Here is a 22,177-nt window from a genome sequence, read left to right on the forward strand (position 1 = left end):
GGCGGGGGCCCCCCCCCGCCGGCCCCGGGGGGGGGGGGGGGGGGGGGCCCGCCCGGGGGCGGGGGGGGGGGGCGGGGGGCCCCCCCCCCCCCCCCCCCCCCCCCACCCCGGCCCGTTCTCGTTTCCTTCGCCTCGTCGTGCCGGGCCGTGTACGACGCCCGTACGGATCGCGTCAAGGGCCTGTCAGCATCGCCGCCCGGCGTGCCAGAGAGCCGTCAAAGTGGCTGCGCGGGACCCGGCGGGAGGCGTCTCCTCCGAGAGTGCGCGCCACACGCGTACAACTCCCGGGAAACGCAGGGCAGTCGAAGGGGAAGTCTGGAACATGAGCGTCGAGAACGTCGTCGGTCTGATCATCGCGGTCGCACTGGTCGGCTACCTGGTGGCCGCCTTCGTCAAACCCGAGAAGTTTTGAACGCCCACCACCCCGCAGGGGCGCCCCGTGGTCGCCACGGCAGGCTCAAGGTCTACCTCGGGGCCGCCCGGGGAGCGGGCAAGACCTGCCGGATGCTCGACGAGGGCCGCCGCAGGGCGGCGCGGGGTACGGACGTGGTCGCCGGGCTCGTGGAGTGCCACGGGCGGCCGTACACCGAGACCATGCTCGACGGTCTCGAACGGATCCCGCCCCAGGGCCGGGAGCTCGACCTGGACGCGGTGCTGCGCCGCCGCCCCGAGGTCGTCCTCGTCGACGACCTCGCCCACGCCAACGCCCCCGGCTGCCGCAACGAACGGCGCTGGCAGGACGTGGCCGAACTCCTCGCGGCCGGCATGGACGTCGTCACCACACTGGACATCCAGCACCTGGAATCGCTCAGCGACGTCGTCGAGCGGATCACGGAAGTCCCCGGCGGCGAGACCGTCCCCGACACGGTCGTGCGCGGCGCGGACCAGATCGAGCTCGTCGACATGGCGCCCGAGGCGCTGCGCCGCCGGATGGCCCACGGCGACATCCTCCCGCCCGGCGAGGTCGACGCGGCGCTCGCCCGCTACTACCGCATCGGTAACCTCACCGCTCTGCGTGAACTCGCCCTGCTGTGGCTGGCCGACCGCGTGGACGACGCCTTGCTCGCCTACCGGTCGGAACACCGCATCGGCGGAGTCTGGGAGACCCGCGAGCGGGTCGTCGTGGCGCTCACCGGCGGCCCCGAGGGGGAGACCCTGATCCGCCGGGCCGCCCGGATCGCCGCCCGAGCCGCCCACGGCGAACTCCTCGCCGTGTACGTGGCGCGCAGCGACGCCCTCACCTCGGGCTCCTCGCCCGCCGCCCTCGGCCGCCAGCGCCGGCTCGTCGAAGACCTGGGCGGCAGCTACCACACGGTCGTCGGCGAGGACGTGCCCACGGCCCTGATCGACTTCGCCCGAGCGGAGAACGCCACCCAGCTCGTCGTCGGCACCAGCCGGCGCGGGCGGCTGGAACGATTCCTCACCGGGCGCGGCATCGGCGAGACGACCGTGGCGCTCTCCGGAGACATCGACGTCCACATGGTCACTCACGAACGGGCCGGGCGGGGCCGTCTGCTGCCTTCCCGGCGGAGCACGCTGCCGACGTCCCGGCTCGTCGCCGGGCCGGTCGCCGGCCTGGTCCTCCCCGTCCTGCTGACCCTGTTCCTCGACCGCGCCCGCGGCACGCTCAACCTCACCAGCGAGGCGCTGCTCTTCCTCCTCACCGTGGTCGGCGTCGCGTGCATCGGCGGTGTCGCCTCCGCGCTCGTCGCCGCCCTCACGGCCTCCCTGCTGCTCAACTACTGGTTCATACCGCCCGTCGGCCAGTTCAGCTTCCAGGACCCCGACAACGTCCTCGCCCTCGTCGTCTTCGCCGTCGTCGCGGGTGTCGTCGCCGCGGCCGTCGACCGATCCCTACGGCTTTCCCGCAGGGCCGCCCGCGCCACCGCTGAGGCCGAGACCCTGTCCTCGCTCGCGGGCTCCATCGTCCGGGGTGAGGAAGCCCTCTCGGCCCTGCTCGGCCGCGCCAAGGAGGCCTTCGGGATGGCGTCGGCCGAGCTCATGGACTCGGCCGAACTCGCCGCCGCCCGGGAGGCGGGACCGGAGGACGGCATGGACACCACCGGCGTCGCCGTAGGAGACGACCTGCACCTCGTCCTGCGCGGCCGGCCCCTGTCGTCCTCCGACCGGCGCGTCCTCGCCGCCTTCGCCGCCCACGTCATCGCCGCCACCGAACGCGACCGGCTCGCCGAAGTCGCCGCCGAGGTGGAACCCGTACGGGCCGCGGACCGCATGCGCACCGCGCTCCTCGCCGCCGTCAGCCACGACCTGCGGACGCCGCTCGCCAGCGGCTGGGCCGCCGTCGCCTCCCTGCGCAGCCCTGACGTCGACTTCACCGCGGACGAACGGCGGGAACTCCTCGACACCGCCGACACCTCCATGGCCCGACTGGCCCACCTCATCGACAACCTCCTCGACATGAGCCGCCTCCAGGCGGGCGCCCTCTCCCTCTCCCTACGGCCCACCGCCCTGGAGGAGGTCATCCCCCCGGCGCTCGATACTCTGCCGCCCGGCTCCCGGCCCCCGACGGTCGGCAGCCTGGAGGACACCCCCGAGGTCCTCACCGACCCGCCCCTCCTCGAACGGGTCCTCGCCAACCTGGTCGCCAACGCCACCCGCTTCGCCCCGCCCGAGCACCCCGCCCTGATCACCGCCAGCACCCTGGCGGGCCGGGTGGAACTCCGCATCGTCGACCGCGGTCCCGGCCTCCCCGCAGACGCCCATGAACGGGCCTTCGAGCCCTTCCAACGCCTCGGCGACACCGACAACACCACCGGCCTCGGCCTCGGCCTCGCGCTCTCCCGGGGCCTGACGGAGGCCATGGGTGGCATCCTCACCCCCGAGGACACCCCGGGCGGCGGCCTGACCATGGTCCTCAGCCTGCCCTGCGCACACGTGGCGCCGACTGGCGCCGAGGGAGCCACGAAGGCGGCCAGGTGAGCGAGCCGCCCCGGGTGGTTCCGTCCCGCCGGTTCATTCGTTCAGGCGGGTGCGGATCAGTGTGTCGAGACGCCGCCACGCCGGCGACTCGGCGTTGACCGTGCCCTGGATGAGGGCGGGGATCTCGGAGGCCGTGTCCAGATCGGGCAACGCGTCGCGTCCGTAGCGTGCCCGGGTCTCCTCGACGATCCGACGGGCGAGATCGACGAGGCGGGGATCGTCGGGATCGAGGTCGTGCGCATGGTCGTAGTCGAGGAAGAGCTGCCGCCGCGCGGGGCCGGACACGATCTCGTTCTGGTCCTCGAAGAGCGTCATCGCCTGGTCCGGGTGGGTGGCGAACACAAGGATCCACAGGTCTCGTTGCAGGTCCACCCAGCGGGAGGTGAATCCCCAGCTGGTCAGCCGCTCCAGAAAGGCGACGACCTCGGTGGGCAAGGGTGACAGTTCCCCGGCCGCGAGCCGTCGCAAGCGCACCTGATTCGCCCGCAGGTCACGGATGCGGGCGGTGAGCTCGTCGTCGATCTCACGCAGCGCCTGCCGGAAGTCCTCATCTGCCGCCGCTCTGAGGTCCCGGATACGGGCCAAGGGGACTCCGCCTTCCGCGAGCGCGCGGATCTTGATCAGCTCGATGGCGTCCGCAGCGCTGTACCGTCGGTAACCGGACGCGTCGCGGCCGGGCTCGGGGAGCAGCCCTTTGTCGTGATAGACGCGAATCGTCTTCGTCGACACTCCGACGTACCTGGCCAGCTGCCCGATGGTGATCACGCAGCCATCGTCCCATTTGACCTTTCCCCAGGGGCAAGGTTGGACCCTGGCGTCATGACGAACACGAACATCGATCGGGAAACCCTGCGGGCGCTGGCCGACGAGGGCAACGAGACGGCTCTGGACCGGCTCGCCGACCTCGCCGATGCCGACGGCGACCTGGAGGAGCTGAGCGAGCTGCTGGACGAGGGATCCATGCGGGCCGGGCGACTGCTCACACGACGCGCGGCCGCGGCGGGCGATCTGCGCGAGCTGCAACGGATCTCGGACGCCGGGTACGACGGTGCCGGGGACGAGCTGAACCTTCTGCTGAAGGACCCGGCCGGCGAGGCGGCGGACTGATTCAGGCGGGGGCGCGTACGGGATGTGTAAAGACGGCCGCCTTACACGTTAGGAGGACGTCAACGGCGACCGGGTCGTGGCTGAAATGCGCTTTCCTCACTCACGGGTCCGACGGACCGCTCATCTCATCCACACACATTCGGGAGCTCACGATGGCCGACCTGGCCTTCGTCGTCACCACGGTCGCGGTCTTCGCGCTGGTGGCTTTCGTCGCCAAGGGGGTGGCGAAGCTGTGACTGTCGAGAACATCGTCGGTCTGGTGGTCGCCACCGGCCTGCTGGCCTATCTCGTCCTCGCCCTCGTCAAGCCTGAGAGGTTCTGAGTACGGATATGAGTCCCGTCCTGGCTGGAATCCTCCAGCTCCTCGCCCTCGTCGTCGCTCTCGGTCTCTCGTACCGGCCCCTGGGCGACTACATGGCCAAGGTGTACTCCTCGGAGAAGCACCTGCGGCCCGAGAAGTGGATCTACAAGGCGATCGGCGCGAACCCGAACGTCGAGATGCGCTGGCCCGCCTACCTGCGCGGCGTCCTCGCCTTCTCCGCCGTGAGCGTCCTCTTCCTCTATCTGCTGCAGCGCCTCCAGGGCTCCCTGCCCGGCTCCCTCGGCTTCGTGTCGATCGACCCGGACCAGGCCTTCAACACGGCGGCGTCGTTTGTCGCCAACACGAACTGGCAGTCGTACTACGGCGAGCAGGCCATGGGCCACGTCGTGCAGACCGGCGGCCTGGCCGTGCAGAACTTCGTCTCGGCCGCCGTCGGCATCGCCGTCGCGGTGGCCCTCGTCCGCGGCTTCGCCCGCTCCCGTACCGGTGAGCTGGGCAACTTCTGGGCCGACCTGGTCCGCGGCACCGTGCGCATCCTGCTGCCGATCTCCGTGATCGGCGCCCTGGTCCTGGTCGCCACCGGCGCGATCCAGAACTTCTCCGGCATCCACGAGGTCGGCCAGTTCACCGGCGGCTCCCAGCAGTGGAACGGCGGCGCGGTCGCCTCGCAGGAGGTCATCAAGGAGCTGGGCACGAACGGCGGCGGCTACTTCAACGCCAACTCCGCCCACCCCTTCGAGAACCCCAACGGCCTCTCCAACCTCTTCGAGATCTACCTGATCCTCGTCATCCCCTTCGCGCTGACCCGCACCTTCGGCCGCATGGTCGGCTCGATCAGGCAGGGCTACGCGATCCTGGCGACGATGGCCACCATCTGGCTCGTTTTCACGGGCCTGATGATGTGGACCGAGTTCGCGGGCAAGGGCCCGGCCTTCGAGATCGCCGGCGGTGCGATGGAGGGCAAGGAGACCCGGTTCGGCATCGGCGCGTCGGCGATCTTCTCGGTCGCCACCACGCTGACCTCGACGGGCGCGGTGAACTCCTTCCACTCGTCGAACACCGGCTTCGGTGGCGGCATCAACCTGCTCGGCATGCAGCTCGGCGAGATCGCGCCCGGCGGTGTCGGCTCCGGCCTCTACGGCATGCTGATCATGGCGATCATCGCCGTGTTCATCGCCGGTCTGATGGTCGGGCGCACCCCCGAGTACCTGGGCAAGAAGATCGGCACCCGCGAGATCAAGTTCGCCGCGCTCTACATCCTGATCACCCCGGCGCTCGTGCTCTGCTTCACCGCGGCCTCGTTCGTCCTGGACACCCCGTCGCACTCGATGACCAACTCCGGCGCGCACGGCTTCTCCGAGATCCTCTACGCCTACACCTCCGGCGCCAACAACAACGGCTCCGCGTTCGCCGGCCTGAACGCCGACACTCAGTGGTTCAACACGACGATCGGCATCGCGATGCTGCTCGGCCGGTTCCTCCCGATGGTGTTCGTCCTGGCCCTGGCAGGCTCGCTCGCCGAGCAGAAGCCCGTACCGGAGACCGCGGGCACCCTGCGTACCGAGAAGCCGCTGTTCACCGGTCTCCTGGTCGGCACGATCCTGATCGTCACCGGTCTCACCTACTTCCCGGCCCTGGCCCTTGGCCCGCTCGCCGAAGGACTCGCAGCATGAGCACCCTCACTCCCACCCGGGCACCCCACCCGGACGTACCTACGGGGCACAAGCCCGAGACCGGACGTGTCGGCAGCGGCCTTTTCGATCCGAAGCAGCTGGTCAAGTCGTTCCCGGACGCGGTCCGCAAGCTCGACCCGCGGGTGATGGTCAAGTCGCCGGTCATGTTCGTGGTCCTGGTCGGCTCGGTGGTCACCACCGCGCTCGCGATCAAGAACCCGGGCGACTGGTTCGGCTGGGCGATCACCGCCTGGCTGTGGCTGACCACGATCTTCGCCAACCTGGCGGAGGCCGTCGCCGAGGGCCGGGGCAAGGCGCAGGCCGACACCCTGCGCAAGGCCAAGACCGACACCGTCGCCCGCCGTCTCCTCCAGGACGGCAAGGGCGAGGAGGAGGTCCCCGGCACCGAGCTCAAGATCGGTGACCTGGTGGTCTGCGAGGCCGGGGACGTCATCCCCGGCGACGGTGACGTCGTCGAGGGTGTCGCGAGCGTCGATGAGTCGGCTATCACCGGCGAGTCCGCCCCCGTCATCCGCGAGTCCGGAGGCGACCGCTGCGCGGTCACCGGCGGCACCAAGGTGCTCTCCGACCGGGTCGTCATCAAGATCACGACGAAGCCCGGCGAGACGTTCATCGACCGGATGATCAACCTGGTCGAGGGCGCCGCCCGGCAGAAGACCCCCAACGAGATCGCCCTCAACATCCTGCTGGCGTCCCTCACCATCGTCTTCCTGCTCGCCGTCGTCACCCTCAAGCCGTTCGCGATCTATGCCGGCGCCGACAAGCAGACCTCGATGATCGTGCTGACGGCCCTGCTGGTGTGTCTGATCCCGACGACGATCGGCGCACTGCTCTCCGCGATCGGCATCGCCGGCATGGACCGGCTCGTCCAGCGCAACGTCCTGGCGATGTCCGGGCGGGCGGTCGAGGCCGCCGGTGACGTGTCCACGCTGCTGCTGGACAAGACCGGCACGATCACGCTGGGCAACCGGCAGGCGTCGGAGTTCGTGCCCGTGAAGGGGACGACCGAGGCCGAGGTCGCCGACGCCGCCCAGCTGTCTTCGCTCGCCGACGAAACGCCCGAGGGTCGCTCGATCGTCGTCCTCGCCAAGGAGAGGTACGGGCTGCGCGAGCGCCACCAGGGCGAGCTCGCCGACGCCACGTGGATCGAGTTCACCGCCCAGACCCGCATGTCGGGTGTCGACGTCGACGGGCGCAAGGTCCGCAAGGGCGCGACCGGTTCGGTCGTGGCCTGGGTGAAGGAACGCGGTGGCGAGGTCGCGAAGGATGCACAGGAACTCACCGACGCCATTTCCCAGGCTGGTGGCACGCCGCTGCTCGTGGCTGTGGAGGACGACAAGGGCGCGCGCGTTCTCGGTGTCATCCACCTGAAGGACGTCGTCAAGGAGGGCATGCGCGAGCGCTTCGACGAGCTGCGCCGCATGGGCATCAAGACGGTCATGATCACCGGCGACAACCCGCTGACCGCCAAGGCCATCGCCGAGGAGGCCGGGGTCGACGACTTCCTCGCCGAGGCCACCCCCGAGGACAAGATGGCCCTCATCAAACGCGAGCAGGCCGGCGGCAAGCTGGTCGCGATGACCGGCGACGGCACCAACGACGCCCCCGCCCTGGCCCAGGCCGATGTCGGCGTGGCGATGAACACCGGCACGTCGGCCGCGAAGGAGGCCGGCAACATGGTCGACCTCGACTCCAACCCGACCAAGCTCATCGAGATCGTCGAGATCGGCAAGCAGCTCCTCATCACCCGGGGCGCGTTGACGACCTTCTCGATCGCCAACGACGTGGCCAAGTACTTCGCGATCATCCCCGCGATGTTCGCCGTCGCCTACCCGTCGCTCGACAAGCTGAACATCATGGGCCTGGCCTCCCCCGAGTCCGCGATCCTGTCCGCCGTCATCTTCAACGCGCTGATCATCGTCGCCCTGGTCCCGCTCGCCCTCAAGGGCGTGCGCTACCGGCCCTCCAGCGCCGACTCGATGCTCCGCCGCAACCTCGGCCTCTACGGCCTGGGCGGCCTGATCGCCCCGTTCATCGGCATCAAGATCATCGACCTGCTCATCTCCCTCATCCCCGGAATCGGCTGACGACCATGAACAACTCCGTAGGAAACGCAGGACGGTTGCTCTGGGCCGGACTCCGCGCCCTTCTCGTCCTCACGGTCGTGTGCGGTGTGCTCTACCCGCTCGCAGTCACCGGCATCGCCCAGGTGGTCTTCCCCGGCAAGGCGAACGGTTCCGAGATCAAGGACGCCGGCGGCAAGGTCGTCGGCTCCGAACTCATCGGCCAGGCCTACAACCTGCCCAAGAAGAACCCGGACGACGCGGAGGAGGCGGTGGTCCCGGACCTGAAGTGGTTCCAGCCCCGTCCCTCCAACGGCCTGGGAAGCAACAGCGTCAACACCCAGTACTCGATCATCCTGTCCGGCGCCACCAACCGCTCCGGCGACAACGCGGACCTGATCAAGTGGGTCACCGATGCCAAGGCCGCTGTCGTCAAGGACAACTCCACCGCCGACTACACGGTGAAGCCGTCCGACGTGCCGGCCGACGCGGTCACGTCCTCCGGCTCCGGCCTGGACCCGCACATCTCGCCCGAGTACGCGAAGCTCCAGGTCCACCGGGTCGCCGAGAAGAACGGCCTGGAAGTCAAGCAGGTCGAGAAGCTCGTCGCCGACCACACCGACGACCGCATCCTCGGCTTCATCGGCGAGCCCCGCGTCAACGTCCTCCAGCTCAACATCGCGCTGAAGAGCCTCGTGGCGGCCAAGGGCTGATGGCCTTACGCCCGACGCATGGGAGCCGGCAGTCCGGGAACGTCCCGGCTGCCGGCTCCCGACGCGCATCCGATGCCATGCTCACGACGAAAGGCAGTACGCCGATGACCCGGGTCCTGGTCGTCGAGGACGACGCGCAGCTCGCGCGTGCACTGACGATCAACCTCAAAGCGCGCAAATACGACGTGGACGCGGCCTACGACGCCGCCACCGCGCTCCGGCTCGCCGCCGCCGAGCAACCGGACGTGATCATTCTGGACCTCGGGCTGCCGGACATGGACGGCGTCGACGTCATCCGGGCGCTGCGCGGCTGGAACCGGGCTCCGGTGCTCGTCCTCTCCGCTCGCAGTGGATCCGAGGACAAGATCCGCGCGCTGGACGCGGGCGCGGACGACTACATGACCAAGCCGTTCAGTATGGATGAACTCCTCGCACGGCTGAGGGCGGCCACCCGCCGGATCGAGGAGTCGCCCGCGCACGCGCGGCCGAGTACTGGAGCGGCGGCCGCCGTGGTCACGACCGACGATTTCACGGTCGATCTCGTGGGGAAGAAGGTCCGGCGCGGCGATCGCGACGTCCGGCTCACCCCGACCGAGTGGCACCTGTTGGAAATCCTCATCTGCAACCCCGGGGTCCTCGTCAGCCAGCAGCGCCTCCTCAAGGAGGTGTGGGGGCCGAGTTACAGCACCAAGACCAACTACCTGAGGGTCTACATGGCGCAGCTACGCCGCAAACTGGAGGCGGATCCGTCACACCCCCGCTATCTGATCACCGAGCCCGGTATGGGTTACCGCTTCGAGGCGTGACGCCTCGCCCGCACACGTGTACACGCACTGCCCGACATCGACGAGAAACGACACCAGACGACACCATGGGACGCGGAAAGCTTCGTATCTACCTCGGCGCGGCACCGGGCGTCGGCAAGACGTACTCGATGCTCTCGGAGGCCCACCGGCGGGTGGAGCGTGGTACCGACTGCGTCGTCGCCTTCGTCGAGCACCACAGCCGGCCGCGTACGGAGGTGATGCTGCACGGCCTGGAGATGATGCCGCGTGCGGAGATCGCGTACCGGGACACGGTGTTCACCGAGATGGACGTGGACGCGGTCCTTGCCCGGAAGCCCGCCGTCGCGCTCGTGGACGAACTGGCCCACACCAACATCCCCGGGTCGCGGAACGCCAAGCGGTGGCAGGACGTCGAGGAACTGCTCGCGGCCGGCATCGACGTCGTCTCCACGGTCAACATCCAGCACCTGGAGTCGCTCGGCGACGTCGTCGAGTCGATCACGGGGGTGCGGCAGCGGGAGACGGTCCCGGACGAGGTGGTGCGCCGCGCGGACCAGATAGAGCTGGTCGACATGTCGCCGCAGGCGCTGCGGCGACGCATGGCGCACGGCAACGTCTACAAGCCGGACAAGGTCGACGCGGCCCTGTCCAACTACTTCCGGCCGGGCAACCTCACCGCCCTGCGGGAGCTGGCGCTGCTGTGGACGGCCGACCGGGTCGACGAGTACCTCCAGGAGTACCGCACCGAACACCGGGTCTCGAAGATCTGGGGCTCCCGGGAGCGGATCGTCGTGGGCCTCACCGGCGGCCCCGAAGGACGCACCCTGATAAGGCGCGCCGTCCGGCTCGCGGAGAAGGGTGCGGGCGGCGAGGTCCTCGCCGTCTACATTTCCCGCAGCGACGGGCTCACTGCCGCCTCGCCGAAGGAACTCGCCGTCCAGCGCACCCTCGTCGAAGACCTGGGCGGCACCTTCCACCACATCGTCGGCGATGACATCCCGGCCGGGCTCCTGGAGTTCGCCCGCGGGGTCAACGCCACCCAGATCGTCCTCGGAGTCAGCCGCCGCCGCTCGTGGCAGTACGCCTTCAGCCCCGGTGTCAGCGCCACGGTCGCGCGCGAGTCGGGGCCCGACCTCGACGTCCACATCGTCACCCACGACGAGGCGGCCAAGGGCCGCGGACTGCCCGCACCGCGCCGCGCGAAACTGGGCCGTTCCCGCACCATCTGGGGCTGGCTCGTCGGCCTCGCCGGACCGGTGCTGCTCACCCTGCTGCTCAGTGGCGCCCTCCCTGACGTGGGCCTCGCGAACGACGTCCTGCTCTTCCTCACCCTCACCGTGGCCGCCGCGCTGCTCGGCGGGCTGCGCCCCGCCCTCGCCTCCGCCGCCTTCGGATCGCTGCTGCTCAACTACTACTTCACTCCTCCGATCCACGAACTCACGATCGCGGACCCGAAGAACGTGGTGGCGCTGGTGATCTTCGTGGGTGTGGCGATATCCGTCGCCTCCGTGGTCGACCTGGCCGCCCGCCGTACCCACCAGGCCGCCCGCCTGCGGGCGGAGGCGGAGACGCTCTCCTTCCTCGCGGGCAGTGTGCTGCGCGGCGAGACCGGCCTGGAGGCCCTGCTCGAACGGCTCCGGGAGACCTTCGCCATGGAGTCGGTCGTACTCCTGGAGCGGCACGAGGACACCGAGCCGTGGACGTGCGTCGCCGCCGTCGGCCCCGGCCGTCCGGTCGGCCGTCCCGAGGACGCCGATGTCGACATGCCGGTCGGCGACCACCTGGCGCTCGCCCTGACCGGTCGCGTCCTGCCCGGCGAGGACCGGCGGGTGCTCGGCGCGTTCGCCGCCCAGGCGGCGGTCGTGCTCGACCGGCAGCGTCTCGTCGACGAGGCGGAGGAGGCCCGCAGGATCGCCGAGGGCAACAAGATCCGCACGTCCCTGCTCGCCGCCGTCAGTCACGACCTGCGCACCCCGCTGGCAGGCATCAAGGCCTCCGTCTCCTCCCTCCGTTCGGACGACGTGGAGTGGTCGGAGGAGGACCGTGCCGTACTGCTCGAAGGCATCGAGGAGGGCGCCGACCGCCTGGACCACCTCGTCGGCAACCTCCTGGACGTCTCGCGCCTGGAGACCGGAACCGTGACCGCCGTACTCCGGCAGACCGACCTCGACGAGGTCGTCCCGATGGCGCTCGTGGGCGTGCCCGACGACGGCGTCGAGCTCGACATCCCCGAGACGCTGCCCATGGTCGTCGTCGACCGCGGCCTGCTGGAGCGGGCCGTCGCCAACATCGTCGAGAACGCGGTGAAGTACAGCCCCGCCGGCACTCCGGTCCTCGTCGCCGCCAGCGCGATCGCCGACCGCGTCGAACTCCGCGTCGTGGACCGTGGACCGGGCGTTCCCGACGAGGCCAAGGACCGCATCTTCGGCGCCTTCCAGCGTTACGGCGACGCCCCGCGCGGTGCGGGCGTCGGTCTGGGCCTCGCGGTGGCCCGAGGCTTCGTCGAGGCCATGGGCGGCACGGTCACGGCGGAGGACACACCCGGCGGCGGCCTCACCATGACCATCAGCCTCCGCATGGAGGACGGCGCCCCGCCCTTCCATCCCGACGCGACGACCGAGACGACATGACCGTGTGCCGGAGCGCGACTGGGGCCGGGCGCGCATGATGGAGGGAGGGCGCGTGGGCGCGGCGTACCGGTAGGAGCCCCGATGGCGCGAGGACGGTTGCGGATCTACCTCGGGGCGGCCCCAGGGGTCGGCAAGACCTACGCCATGCTCGAAGAAGGTCAGCGGCTGCGCGCCGGCGGCGCGGATGTCGTCGCCGGATTCGTCGAGCCGCACGGGCGACGGCCCACTGCCGCGATGGCCGAGGGTCTTGAGACGATTCCCCGGCGCACCATGATCCACCGTGGGGCGGCCTTCACCGAGATGGATCTGGACGCGGTGCTCGCCCGGCGCCCGCAGGTCGCCCTGGTCGACGAGCTGGCGCACACGAACGTACCGGGCTCGCGACACACCAAGCGCTGGCAGGACGTCGAGGAACTGCTGGAGGCAGGGACGGACGTCGTCACCACCCTCAACGTCCAGCACCTGGAATCCCTGGGCGATGTGGTCCGGCAGATCACCGGCGTCCCGCAGCGCGAGACCCTGCCCGACGAGGTCGCGCGCCGCGCTGACCAGATCGAGCTGGTCGACCTACCGCCAGAGCTCCTGCGCCGCCGGATGCTGCACGGCGAGATCTATCCCTCCGACCGCGTCGAGGCTGCCCTGACCCACTACTTCCGGGTCGGCAACCTCACGGCCCTGCGGGAACTCGCCCTGCTGTGGCTCGCCGACCGCGTGGAGGAAGGACTGCAGCGCTACCGCGCCGAGCACGGCATCACCGCTCCCTGGGAGACCCGCGAACGCATCATGGTGGCCCTGACCGGCGGCCCGGAGGGCGAGACCCTGATCCGTCGCGCGGCCCGGGTCACCGCCCGTACACCTGGTAGTGAGCTGCTGGCCCTGCACGTCGTGCCGAGCGACGGACTCGTCCATGCCGATCCGGCCGCTCTCGCCGCCCAGCGTGCCCTGGTGGAGTCATTGGGCGGCAGCTACCACCAGACGACCGGCGACGACCTCCCGGAGACTCTGCTGCAGTTCGCGGAGGCCGAGAACGTCACCCAGATCGTGCTGGGCGCCAGCCGGCGCGGACGGCTCTCCACCTTCCTGTACGGAAGCGTGGGACACCGGACGATCCGGCGCTCAGGCCCGATCGACGTGCTCGTCGTCACCCACGAGGAGGCCGCCGGGCCGTCCTCGCCCCTGCGGTTGCCGCACCCGACGCGCGCCACCGGACCACGGCGCTTCTGGGGCGCGATGCTGCTCGCCGCGATCGTGCTGCCGGCACTCACCGCGTCGCTGGCCGCTCTGCGCGGCCAGGTGGACCTCGCCTTCGTCCTCGTGCTCTACCTCCTGACCGTCGTCGTGATCGCCCTCATCGGTGGGCTGGTACCCGCCCTGCTCTCCGCACTGGCCGCGGGGCTGCTCGCCGACTACTACTTCACCGCGCCCCTGCACTCGCTGGACGTGCACCGCACCTCCGACGTCCTCGCCCTGCTGGTCTTCGTCGTCACGGCCCTCGTGGTCGGTTCGGCCTCGGGAACGGCCGCGCACCGCACGTACGAGGCGGTCCGTGCGAGATCCGAGGCACGCGCTCTGAGCAGGCTGGCCACCGCCCTCATGCGCGGTGAGGACCTGCCGGCTCTTCTCGAACAGGTCAGGGAGGACTTCGGCCTGGATGCGGTCAGCCTGCTGAAGGAGGACACCGAGCACCCGGCCGAGCCGCGCTGGTCCGTCGTAGCCGCCGCCGGAGAGAACCCGCCGGAACGCCCGTACGACGCGGATGTCGAAGCGCCCGTCGACAGCCCCGCCTCGGACGGACTGACGCTGGCGGCGCGCGGTCGCACCCTGAGCAGCGACGACCAACTCGTACTCCGCGCATGCGCCGCGCAGTTGGTCATGGCATACGCGCACGGCCGGCTGGCCGCCGCGGCGGCCGAGACCGGCCTTCGCGCCGAAGCCGAACACACGCGGGCCTCGCTGCTCCTTGCCGCGAGCAGGGATCTGCGGGCCCCGTTGCGTGCCGCGGAAGAGGCGTTGCAGCGTCTCTCCGCTCATCCCGCGACATCGAACGCGCCACCGAACGCCCGGCAGCCGGCCGAGAAGGACGGCCGACTGCTGGAAACCGCCCGAGTATCGGTGCGTCGTGCCGCCCAGCTCGTCACAGATCTCGACGACCTCAGCCGCCTGCGCGCCGAGTCCCTCGACCTCTACCTGCGCCCGGTCGACCTCGACGAGGTGCTGACCGCGGTCCTGGACACCCTCGGCCCCGGCAGCGAGAGGATCCGCTGCACCGTGCCGGAACACATGCCGGACGCCCTCGCCGACGCGGCAGTGCTCACCCGTGTACTCTCCGCGCTGACGGCGGAAGCTCTGCGCCGGACTCCGCCCGAAGAGCCCGCCCACCTGACAGCCGAGGTTCGGCCCGGCCGGCTGGCGATCCGCGTCGGGGACGGGATCGCCGGCGGGGCCGGCGGCGCGGCGCCGGGGACGACCGCTGTCCGCCCCGAGGACAGCGTGATCCTGCGGCTGTCCCGCGACGTGACCGAGGCCATGGGCGGCACCCTCGATTCCGTGGCGTCAGGGCCTGGATTCGCGATGATGCTCACGCTCCCGACGGCGCCTCCCCGCACGGTGCGGCCGTTGGCGTAGTTGCTCGTCGGAGCGTGATCGCGGGCCGAGCCCGGGGAGGTGGGCGGGCGTCCGGCGGTAGGGCCTGAGGGTGCGGTGGCGAGTGGATCGGCTCGGCCGGGTGTGCCGCCCGAGCGGTCACGAAGGTGTGTCACCCGCGTCCGACGGATCAGCCGTACCGCCCGCTTCGGGGCCGCGCCGGCGGGAGGGCTGAGCCGTGTCGCCTTGCAGGGTGAGCCACAGTCCAAGGGGCACCGCGCCCAGCAGAACCGTCGCACCGACAGCTGTGGCCACGACCGGGTACCTGTTGTTCCAGTCCTCGGCCTTCTCCTCGTACGTGTAACGCACCGCCTCGGAGCCCGCGCGCATCACGCAGCTGTCACCTGGGCCCATCTTGCGGTCCATGCAGTGGACGCTGGTGCCGTCGCGCAGGTCGATCACGCCTTTCCAGAGCGTGACCGCCCCGAAAAGGAGCACGAGGAGTGTCAGTCCGCAGCCCAGGTCGCGAGTGGATTTGTCCATGGGAGAAGCCTGAACACCGGCGGGAGCCGCCCGCTCCGATCCGGCGGAATCCTGCCGCCGCCCTGACGTCAGGACAGGACGGTGGTGGCCTTCACATCCCTGTGCTCGTCAGGGAGCCGTCAATTCCGCGGGACCCGGGCGAATCGGCAGCTCCGCGCTCCTAGATTCCTTCTTGACCATCGGCGGACCGAGGCAGCGACGATCGGGTTGCCCGGCGAGAGGATTGCGCATGAGCGGCGTAGCCAACACGGGGGCCGGAGACACCGGTGGACTCCCGAGGCTGTCGATCTTTGGCGGTCGCCATGAACTGGCGGTGCGCGGGTTGACCGTCCGGCCGGATTCCTTCACCATCCGATACACGATCACGCCGCCCCTGCCGAGCGGCGAGGCGCCGTCCGTCCTGCTGGTGTTCGAGGCGAAAGACGACCTCGGTCAGGAATACGTCGACTGGGGCGGTGCCTATGGGCCCGGTGAGGACGGCACCTACACCGACGGAAGCGTTACCGGGCAGCCGGCCCTCGCCGCCGGAGTGCGCGCCCTGCACGCACGGATCACGTTTCTGCGTGACGGCGAAGAGTACCCGTACGACCTGGTCCTGCCCGTCCCACTCGCTTGACGGCCTGGCCATCCCGGCCGTCAACAACGCGTGAAAACAGACGCGATGAGCGTCAGGGCCACGTCAATGAAGCCGGTCCATATCCGAAAACGATCGGACACTGATCGGCACGGGGGACGGGCGACCGTCCGTGGCGTGGGTTGGAGGGTGCGTGGCCATCACCACCGGACAGACGCGAACTTCGGGCGTGGGGGCCCGGACAGGCGTGGAGCACGCGCCGCGGGCGGTCGTTCCCCGAGGGGGACCGCCCGGGCCGGGCGAGGGGCCGGGGCCCGGCGGTCCCCACCGTCTGTGGCGGCGGACCGTCGCCGCGGCGGAATCGTTCCGGCGCCGATACTGGGACACTCTGCCCGCGCGGTTACGTCTCCTGCGCACGACGGTGCTCCTGCTCACCGCAGCCTGCGCCACCCTGCTCGTGGTCGCCGCGCTCGCCGCATCCCGCACCTGGGACAGCGCGGCCGAGCGCCACGCCCCGCAGACGGTGAGTGCCGCCGGGCTCAACCTCGCCCTCAACGACATGGACGCGCAGGCCGCCAACATCCTGCTGTCCAGCGGGGAAGCGGGCAGAGGACGCATGGGTGTTCCGTACGCGAAGGCCACCGAGTTCTACGGGCAGGCACGGCACACCATCAGCGGGGAACTGCGCACGCTCGCCGTCGCGGCAGAAGGTGACACGAAGGACGAGCGGGCCGTGGAGACCCTCACCGAGGACTTCGCCCGCTACCAGGAGCTCCTTGGCCGTGCGTTGGAGAACGGCGGCCGTGCCGGCGGCAAAGTGGACGCGCTCGCCGACTACCGTGCCGCGACCGATCTCCTCGCCGCACGCCTGCTGCCGGAGGCCCGTGGACTGGTCGAGGCCAACGACCACGCCTTCGACGCCACGTACGCCGCCGAACGCTCCGACCTGGCCACCCAGTCCACGGTCCTCGCGGCTCTCGGCCTGGCAGTGTCGGCCGTGCTCGTGCTGCTGCAGTGGTACCTCGCCCGGCGCTTCCGCCGCCTCCTGAATCCGGCCCTGCTGGCCGCAACGATCTGTGGCCTCACCGCCGTCGTCCTCGGCCTGCAGCTGCTCACCGCCTCCGCTGAGCAGTTCAGGGTCGCCCGGCGGGACGCCTTCGACTCGGTCGTCGCCCTTTCCCGTGCCCGCGCCCTCGCCTACGACGCGAACGCCGACGAAAGCCGTTACCTCCTCGACCCGTCCCGGCGCCCCGCCTACGAGCGGAGCTTCCTCGCCAAGTCGCAGCAGTTGTACGGAGTCGAGGGTGCGACTCTCTCCTCGTACGACGCGAAGCTCGGTGAGACCTGGGCGCGTTACCGCGCCGACCACGAGGACCGGGTCTTCACCGGCGAGTTCCGCCGCGAGCTGGACAACATCACCTTCACGGGCGAGCGGGAGGCTGCCGAGCGGACGGTCGAGGCCTATGCCGTCTACCAGCGCGACGACCGTACGATCCGGTCCCTGCTGGCCCAGGGCAAGGAGCGCGAGGCGATGGCCTTCTGCATCAGCTGGGAACCGGAGAAGTCCAACGCCCACTTCGGCGTCTGGATGAAGGCGCTGGACGACGTGACCGACATCAACCGGGCCGCGTTCGACAGTGCGGTACGGGACGGACGGGACACGGCCACTGGCCTGTTGCCCTGGGGGATGGGGGCGCTCCTGGCCGCGGGCGTCCTCACCGTTCTCGGCCTGCGCCCCCGCCTGGCCGAGTTCAGCTGACCGGACGCCCGCCCGAACCCACATTCGTGATCCATACGAAACCTTGACGCCGAACTCACGTACGACAGGGAACTCGGCGCACCGCGTTCGGCAATCTTGGTTCGTGTGACGTCAACCATCCATCTGCGCCTGCCACTTGGGCAGCGTTCCCAGCACATGGTGATCTGCGGGGACGACGGTCTGGCCCACCGTCTCGCCGTCGAGCTCGACGCGGTCTGCGGCGAGACGGTGACCGTGGTCCTGCCCTCGCGGCGCGGCGCGTACGGGGCGGAGATCGCCGACCTGCACCGCGACCCCCGCTCGCCGGTCGAGCTGCTGGTATCGGCGAGGCCGGACGAGCAGACCCTGCGTGCGGCCGGGGTCGAGCGGGCAGCCGCCCTCGCGCTGACGTACGGCGACGACCAGGTCAACATGACCGCCGCGCTCCTCGCGCGCAGCCTGAATCCGTCCATACGCCTGGTCATCCGCATGTACAACCGCGAGCGCGGGCGGCATCTGGAACGGCTCCTCGACCGGGCCGCCGAGGTCGGAGGGCAGGCGGACGATGCCACTCTGGACGCCTCCACCACCGTGCTCTCCGACACCGACACCGCTGTTCCGGAGCTCGTCTCGGCCGCGGCCGTCGGACAGGGCCACACGCTCCAGGTCGAGGGCAAGGTCTTCCGAGGCGTCGTACGACCGGCGGGGGCTCCTGGCAGGCCGACCGATCTGGCGACCCTGGCCGTGCTGTCCGGGGCGCATCAGGACGACCCGGCGAGCGAGGACAGCGCGGAGACGCCGGGAGAGGAGGGCACCCAGCTGCTGCCGGACACCCGCACCGCGTACCACCGCCAGTTCACGCACGGCCGGCTCATGCTCGAAGAGGTCACCCACCACCACGATCCCGAGACCCCGAGGACCTCCCGCGGCTACCGGGACCTGCTGCTCGGCCATCTGACCCATCTGCCGTGGAAGGTCTTCGTCTCGAAGCAGGTGACCGCGGTCTTCGGAGCGCTGGCCGCCATCGTCGTCCTCCTCTCCGTCGCGACCGCGCTCGTCCTGGACGGTCCGCTGTGGAAGGCCGTGTACCTGCCGCTGCTCGACATCTTCACCATGGGGGACCCGGCGACCGACGAGGAGCCGGCCCGACGGGTCCTCCAGCTCGTCGCTGGTTTCGTCGGCCTCGCGATTCTTCCGCTGGTCGTGGCCGCCACCATGAACGCCACCGAGGCCTTCCGTACCGGCTCCGCGAACCACCCGCCGTCCCGGGATCTGAGCGACCACATCGTGCTGGTCGGACTCGGCAAGATCGGTACGAGGGTCCTGGCCCGGCTCGGCACCACCGACCACAAGATCGTGGCCATCGAGCGGGATCCGCACGCCCGTGGCGTCCAGCTCGCCCGCGAGCTCGGGATACCGCTCCTCCTTGAGGACGCCACCGCGCCCGGAGTGCTCGACCAGGCCCGCGTCGGGCAGAGCAAGTCCCTGCTCGTCCTCACCCGGGAGGACGGCGAGAACCTGGACATCGTCATGGCCGCCCGGGAGATCAACCCAGGTGTCAGGGTGGTGATGCGGCTGTACGACGACGACTTCGCGGCCACCGTCTCGCGGACCATGCGCGCCTCGTACCCGAACGCCCTGACCCGCAGCCGTAGTGTCTCCGCGCTGGCCGCAGCCTCCTTCGCCGCGGCGATGATGGGGCGGCACGTCCTGGGGGTGATGCCGGTCGAGCGCGGCTCGCTGCTCTTCACGGTGGTCGACGTCGCCGGCCACCCGGAGCTGGAAGGCCGCTCGATCCACGACGCGTTCCGCGAGAACGAATGGCGCGTCCTGGCCGTCGGCGCCGCGGGCGCCAGGTTCTCCCCGTCCTCGATGGACACACTGGCGGGGCTGCGGCTCGACCGGCAGGGCCTCGACTGGCGCCCGCCGCACGGACGCGTCCTGCGCGCGGGGGACCGGGTGGTCCTCGCGACGACCCGACGGGGGCTGGACTTCCTGATGACGGGAGTGCAGCCGCACCCTCCGGGGCGAAGACCCTGAGCGTCGTGGGCGGGGGGACCGGCAGGTCGGCGGTTCCCCTCGGCGGCAGCAGGATCAGGAACAGGGGGAGGGGTAGAACCGTCCACAGGCCGGAGCAGGTGCCGCCCAGCGCATCCCATGCTCGCGCCTGCCGCCGTATGCAGGGCGTAAGGCAGTGGCCGACGGGTGTCAGGAAGGCGTGAATGTTCCCTTCCGAAACGCTCAGAGCGCTCGGTCGTGTCGAAGATCGTTCCTCATGAGAAATGAGGTTCGGTGACGGCACAGGTCATGGCGTGGACGATGGAGGGTCGCCTGGAGAGCACGGCCCACTGGTACTCGGCCAACGGCACCCCGCCCCCGCAGCAGATCGTCAGCGTCGCCGACAGCATCAGTGTCGCCGCGGCGCACCGCCTGATGGCCGAGGGCACTGCCCTGCTCTGGACCGGTGACTACCCGTCCGCGCGCCGGCTCCTGGCAGCCGTCGGCCGTCGTGCCGAGCGCGCGTCCTCGCCCCGGGCTCAGAGCCCGGCCGAGGCCTTCCGCCTCCACCGCCGCGAACAAGCCCGCCGCGCACGACTGCTGGGCATGCTGCTCATCCCGTACGACGACGGCTGGACGGTCGCCCTGCGCCGAGCGCCCCGGGTGCAGGAGGCGTGCCTCCACGCGCACGGTCCGAGCGCGGGGGCCGGCATGGGCTCGTTGCGGGAGCTGCTCGGAGTGATCGGCGCGCACGAGTGGCGTACGAAGGGCGTCGAGATCCCCGCGCTGCGAGGCGACCGCATCCACCCGCACTACGGGGTCTTCTCGCCCGTGCGGGGCGAGTACGTCGACCTGGTGGCCGAGGCCGAACTCCCGAAGGGATACACGGCTTTCGACATCGGCACCGGAACGGGCGTGCTCGCCGCTGTTCTCGCCCGCCGGGGCATGCGCCATGTCGTCGCCACCGACCAGGACGTACGCGCCGTGCACTGCGCCCGCGACAACGTCGCCCGCCTCGGCCTGGCGACCAGGATCGCCGTGCGTCATGCGGACCTCTTCCCGGCGGGCCGAGCGCACCTGATCGTCTGCAACCCGCCGTGGCTCCCGGCGCACCCCCGCACGCCCCTCGACCAGGCGGTGTACGACCCCGACGGCCGGATGCTGAACCGCTTTCTGACCGGACTGCCGAACCACCTGGAGCCGGGCGGTGAAGGCTGGCTGATCCTGTCGGACCTGGCCGAACGGCTCGGACTGCGAGGCCGGACCGAACTCGAGGACGCCATCGCGGCCGCCGGACTGCGTGTCCTGTCCCGCACGGTCACGAAGCCGCGCCACCCCCGCGCGACGGACCCGTCGGACCCGCTGTACCGAGCCCGCTCGGCCGAGACCACCTCACTGTGGCGCCTCGGGACGGCTGGGACGCGTTGAGGGAGAGAGGCCGGCGTGGTCGCCTCGGTTACTTCGGGTCGCGGTTGAACTGCGCCGTCGACCAGCGGTAGCCGAGCGCGACGAGAGCCACGCACCAGGCGATCGCGATCCAGCCGTTGTTGCCGATCTCGGTGCCGAGGAGGAGGCCTCGAAGGGTTTCGACGGCGGGGGTGAAGGGCTGGTACTCGGCGATCGGCTGGAACCAGCCGGGCATGGTCTCGGCAGGGATGAGGGCGCTGGAGATGAGGGGGGAGGAGGATGAGCGGCATGGCCATGTTGCTGGCCGCCTCGGGGTTCGGGCCGGCCGGGCCCATACCGACCGCGATCCAGGTCAGCGCCAGGGCGAAGAGCGCGATGAGCCCGAATGCCGCCAGCCATTCGAGGACGGTTGCGTCCGCGGAGCGGAAACCGATGGCCACGCCGACGGCGCCGCCGATGCCCGCGCTCATCACGTCGCCGAAGACGTAGACGAAGAGCAGCAGCATCATGATCGGCGTGAGCAGCAGGTTGAGGGTGCCTGACGGGTAGCGTCGCGCGTGAAGCAGGTTGCGGCGCAGCATCGTGTTCGAGTCGCGTACGGCGAGGGAGAGGGAGCTCATCGGGCGGTCTCCTTGTGCTGGCTGGGGGCGTTGTCCGAGCCGGTCAGGGCGAAGAACACGTCGTCGAGGTCGGGGGTGCGGACGGTCAGTTCGTCCGCCTCGATGCCGGCGGAGTCGAGCCAGTCGAGAATGGAGCGAAGTTCGCGCTGACTGCCGTCGCTGGGCAGCTGCAGGGCCAGGGTCTCGTCGCGGGCCGCGCCGGTGAGGGCGGCGGCAGTGCGGTAGGCGCCGGGGTCGGTGAAGCGCAGCCGCACGTGGCCGCCAGGGATCAGGGGGTGCGGCAGGCGCCGTCCGCTGTTACTCGCTGTGACGTGGGGCGATATCGGCGAGTCGTGTCGAGGCCGGTCGACTGGACGGCGGGCGGCCTGACGGCGCTGATGTGAGGTGCGGTTGGCGGCTCCGGTTCTCCCCAGATTCTCCCCAGCGTCTTTCGAGCCTCGAAAGGCCAGGTCAGAGGCCC

At 70.5% G+C, this 22,177-nt stretch carries 16 protein-coding genes and 2 pseudogenes; 14 read left to right on the forward strand and 4 right to left on the reverse strand.

The genetic code is table 11. The annotated features are described in order from the left end of the window. Positions 1–322 precede the first annotated feature (322 nt). Positions 323–412, forward strand: coding sequence for a K(+)-transporting ATPase subunit F (gene kdpF, locus ACH4TP_RS10615; protein WP_398437054.1), 90 nt, complete (start codon positions 323–325; stop codon positions 410–412). Then, complete coding sequence (locus tag ACH4TP_RS10620) at positions 409–2,940, forward strand: ATP-binding protein (protein WP_398437056.1); 2,532 nt, start codon at positions 409–411, stop codon at positions 2,938–2,940. Before kdpF (ACH4TP_RS10615) ends, ACH4TP_RS10620 begins: the two co-directional genes overlap by 4 nt. A 33-nt stretch (positions 2,941–2,973) precedes the next feature. On the opposite strand, the gene ACH4TP_RS10625 is transcribed toward ACH4TP_RS10620, so the two are convergent. After that, a complete protein-coding gene (locus ACH4TP_RS10625; protein ID WP_398437059.1) occupies positions 2,974–3,705 on the reverse strand; it encodes a MerR family transcriptional regulator in 732 nt (243 codons plus the stop codon). A gap of 54 nt (positions 3,706–3,759) precedes the next feature. Between ACH4TP_RS10625 and ACH4TP_RS10630 the strand changes: the two genes are divergently transcribed. The 8 genes from ACH4TP_RS10630 (at position 3,760) to ACH4TP_RS10665 (ending at position 14,879) form a co-directional block, all read left to right on the forward strand. Continuing rightward, positions 3,760–4,047, forward strand: coding sequence for a hypothetical protein (locus ACH4TP_RS10630; protein ID WP_362648738.1), 288 nt, complete (start codon positions 3,760–3,762; stop codon positions 4,045–4,047). Between the two features lie 232 nt (positions 4,048–4,279). Next, positions 4,280–4,369 carry a K(+)-transporting ATPase subunit F gene (kdpF, locus tag ACH4TP_RS10635; protein ID WP_398437061.1) on the forward strand — a complete coding sequence of 30 codons (90 nt, stop codon included), beginning with the start codon at positions 4,280–4,282 and terminating at the stop codon, positions 4,367–4,369. 8 nt (positions 4,370–4,377) lie between these two features. Next, positions 4,378–6,042 carry a potassium-transporting ATPase subunit KdpA gene (gene kdpA, locus ACH4TP_RS10640; RefSeq protein WP_398437063.1) on the forward strand — a complete coding sequence of 555 codons (1,665 nt, stop codon included), beginning with the start codon at positions 4,378–4,380 and terminating at the stop codon, positions 6,040–6,042. Then, positions 6,039–8,150 carry a potassium-transporting ATPase subunit KdpB gene (kdpB, locus tag ACH4TP_RS10645; RefSeq protein WP_398437065.1) on the forward strand — a complete coding sequence of 704 codons (2,112 nt, stop codon included), beginning with the start codon at positions 6,039–6,041 and terminating at the stop codon, positions 8,148–8,150. Before kdpA ends, kdpB begins: the two co-directional genes overlap by 4 nt. A 5-nt stretch (positions 8,151–8,155) precedes the next feature. Beyond that, positions 8,156–8,839 carry a potassium-transporting ATPase subunit C gene (locus tag ACH4TP_RS10650; RefSeq protein WP_398437067.1) on the forward strand — a complete coding sequence of 228 codons (684 nt, stop codon included), beginning with the start codon at positions 8,156–8,158 and terminating at the stop codon, positions 8,837–8,839. A gap of 104 nt (positions 8,840–8,943) precedes the next feature. Next, positions 8,944–9,645, forward strand: a complete 702-nt coding sequence (locus ACH4TP_RS10655; RefSeq protein ID WP_398437068.1) for a response regulator — start codon at positions 8,944–8,946, stop codon at positions 9,643–9,645. A 65-nt stretch (positions 9,646–9,710) separates the two neighbouring features. After that, entirely contained in the window at positions 9,711–12,254 is a 2,544-nt protein-coding gene (locus tag ACH4TP_RS10660) for an ATP-binding protein (protein WP_398437069.1), read from the forward strand. A gap of 81 nt (positions 12,255–12,335) precedes the next feature. Next, positions 12,336–14,879, forward strand: a complete 2,544-nt coding sequence (locus tag ACH4TP_RS10665; RefSeq protein WP_398437071.1) for a DUF4118 domain-containing protein — start codon at positions 12,336–12,338, stop codon at positions 14,877–14,879. 117 nt (positions 14,880–14,996) lie between these two features. On the opposite strand, the gene ACH4TP_RS10670 is transcribed toward ACH4TP_RS10665, so the two are convergent. Next, positions 14,997–15,380 carry a hypothetical protein gene (locus tag ACH4TP_RS10670; RefSeq protein ID WP_362648720.1) on the reverse strand — a complete coding sequence of 128 codons (384 nt, stop codon included), beginning with the start codon at positions 15,378–15,380 and terminating at the stop codon, positions 14,997–14,999. A 229-nt stretch (positions 15,381–15,609) separates the two neighbouring features. Here ACH4TP_RS10670 and ACH4TP_RS10675 point away from each other — a divergent pair, with 229 nt between their 5' ends. The 4 genes from ACH4TP_RS10675 (at position 15,610) to ACH4TP_RS10690 (ending at position 21,118) form a co-directional block, all read left to right on the forward strand. Then, positions 15,610–15,996, forward strand: coding sequence for a hypothetical protein (locus ACH4TP_RS10675; RefSeq protein WP_398437072.1), 387 nt, complete (start codon positions 15,610–15,612; stop codon positions 15,994–15,996). A 379-nt stretch (positions 15,997–16,375) separates the two neighbouring features. Further along, positions 16,376–17,713: a hypothetical protein gene (locus tag ACH4TP_RS10680; protein WP_398437074.1), complete on the forward strand. Its 1,338-nt coding sequence runs from the start codon at positions 16,376–16,378 to the stop codon at positions 17,711–17,713. 105 nt (positions 17,714–17,818) lie between these two features. Then, positions 17,819–19,732, forward strand: a complete 1,914-nt coding sequence (locus tag ACH4TP_RS10685) for an NAD-binding protein (protein ID WP_398437076.1) — start codon at positions 17,819–17,821, stop codon at positions 19,730–19,732. Between the two features lie 267 nt (positions 19,733–19,999). After that, a complete protein-coding gene (locus ACH4TP_RS10690; RefSeq protein WP_398437831.1) occupies positions 20,000–21,118 on the forward strand; it encodes a methyltransferase in 1,119 nt (372 codons plus the stop codon). A gap of 28 nt (positions 21,119–21,146) precedes the next feature. On the opposite strand, the pseudogene ACH4TP_RS10695 reads toward ACH4TP_RS10690, so the two are convergent. Together ACH4TP_RS10695 and ACH4TP_RS10700 are read right to left on the reverse strand one after the other, a co-directional pair. Then, a pseudogene (locus ACH4TP_RS10695) lies at positions 21,147–21,717 on the reverse strand (ABC transporter permease). Then, positions 21,714–21,989: pseudogene (locus ACH4TP_RS10700) on the reverse strand (ABC transporter); the annotation flags it as partial. The pseudogenes ACH4TP_RS10700 and ACH4TP_RS10695, both read right to left, overlap by 4 nt. Positions 21,990–22,177 lie beyond the last annotated feature (188 nt).

The sequence above is a fragment of the Streptomyces sp. NPDC021012 genome (assembly GCF_044333355.1).
Lineage (GTDB): Bacteria > Actinomycetota > Actinomycetes > Streptomycetales > Streptomycetaceae > Streptomyces.

Coding starts and splice junctions, on each gene's coding strand:
- kdpF (WP_398437054.1), top strand. CDS start 323: ATGAGCGTCGAGAACGTCGTCGGTCTGATCATCGCGGTCGCACTGGTC.
- ACH4TP_RS10630 (WP_362648738.1), top strand. CDS start 3,760: ATGACGAACACGAACATCGATCGGGAAACCCTGCGGGCGCTGGCCGAC.
- kdpA (WP_398437063.1), top strand. CDS start 4,378: ATGAGTCCCGTCCTGGCTGGAATCCTCCAGCTCCTCGCCCTCGTCGTC.
- kdpB (WP_398437065.1), top strand. CDS start 6,039: ATGAGCACCCTCACTCCCACCCGGGCACCCCACCCGGACGTACCTACG.
- ACH4TP_RS10650 (WP_398437067.1), top strand. CDS start 8,156: ATGAACAACTCCGTAGGAAACGCAGGACGGTTGCTCTGGGCCGGACTC.
- ACH4TP_RS10655 (WP_398437068.1), top strand. CDS start 8,944: ATGACCCGGGTCCTGGTCGTCGAGGACGACGCGCAGCTCGCGCGTGCA.
- ACH4TP_RS10660 (WP_398437069.1), top strand. CDS start 9,711: ATGGGACGCGGAAAGCTTCGTATCTACCTCGGCGCGGCACCGGGCGTC.
- ACH4TP_RS10665 (WP_398437071.1), top strand. CDS start 12,336: ATGGCGCGAGGACGGTTGCGGATCTACCTCGGGGCGGCCCCAGGGGTC.
- ACH4TP_RS10670 (WP_362648720.1), bottom strand. CDS start 15,380: ATGGACAAATCCACTCGCGACCTGGGCTGCGGACTGACACTCCTCGTG.
- ACH4TP_RS10675 (WP_398437072.1), top strand. CDS start 15,610: ATGAGCGGCGTAGCCAACACGGGGGCCGGAGACACCGGTGGACTCCCG.
- ACH4TP_RS10690 (WP_398437831.1), top strand. CDS start 20,000: ATGGCGTGGACGATGGAGGGTCGCCTGGAGAGCACGGCCCACTGGTAC.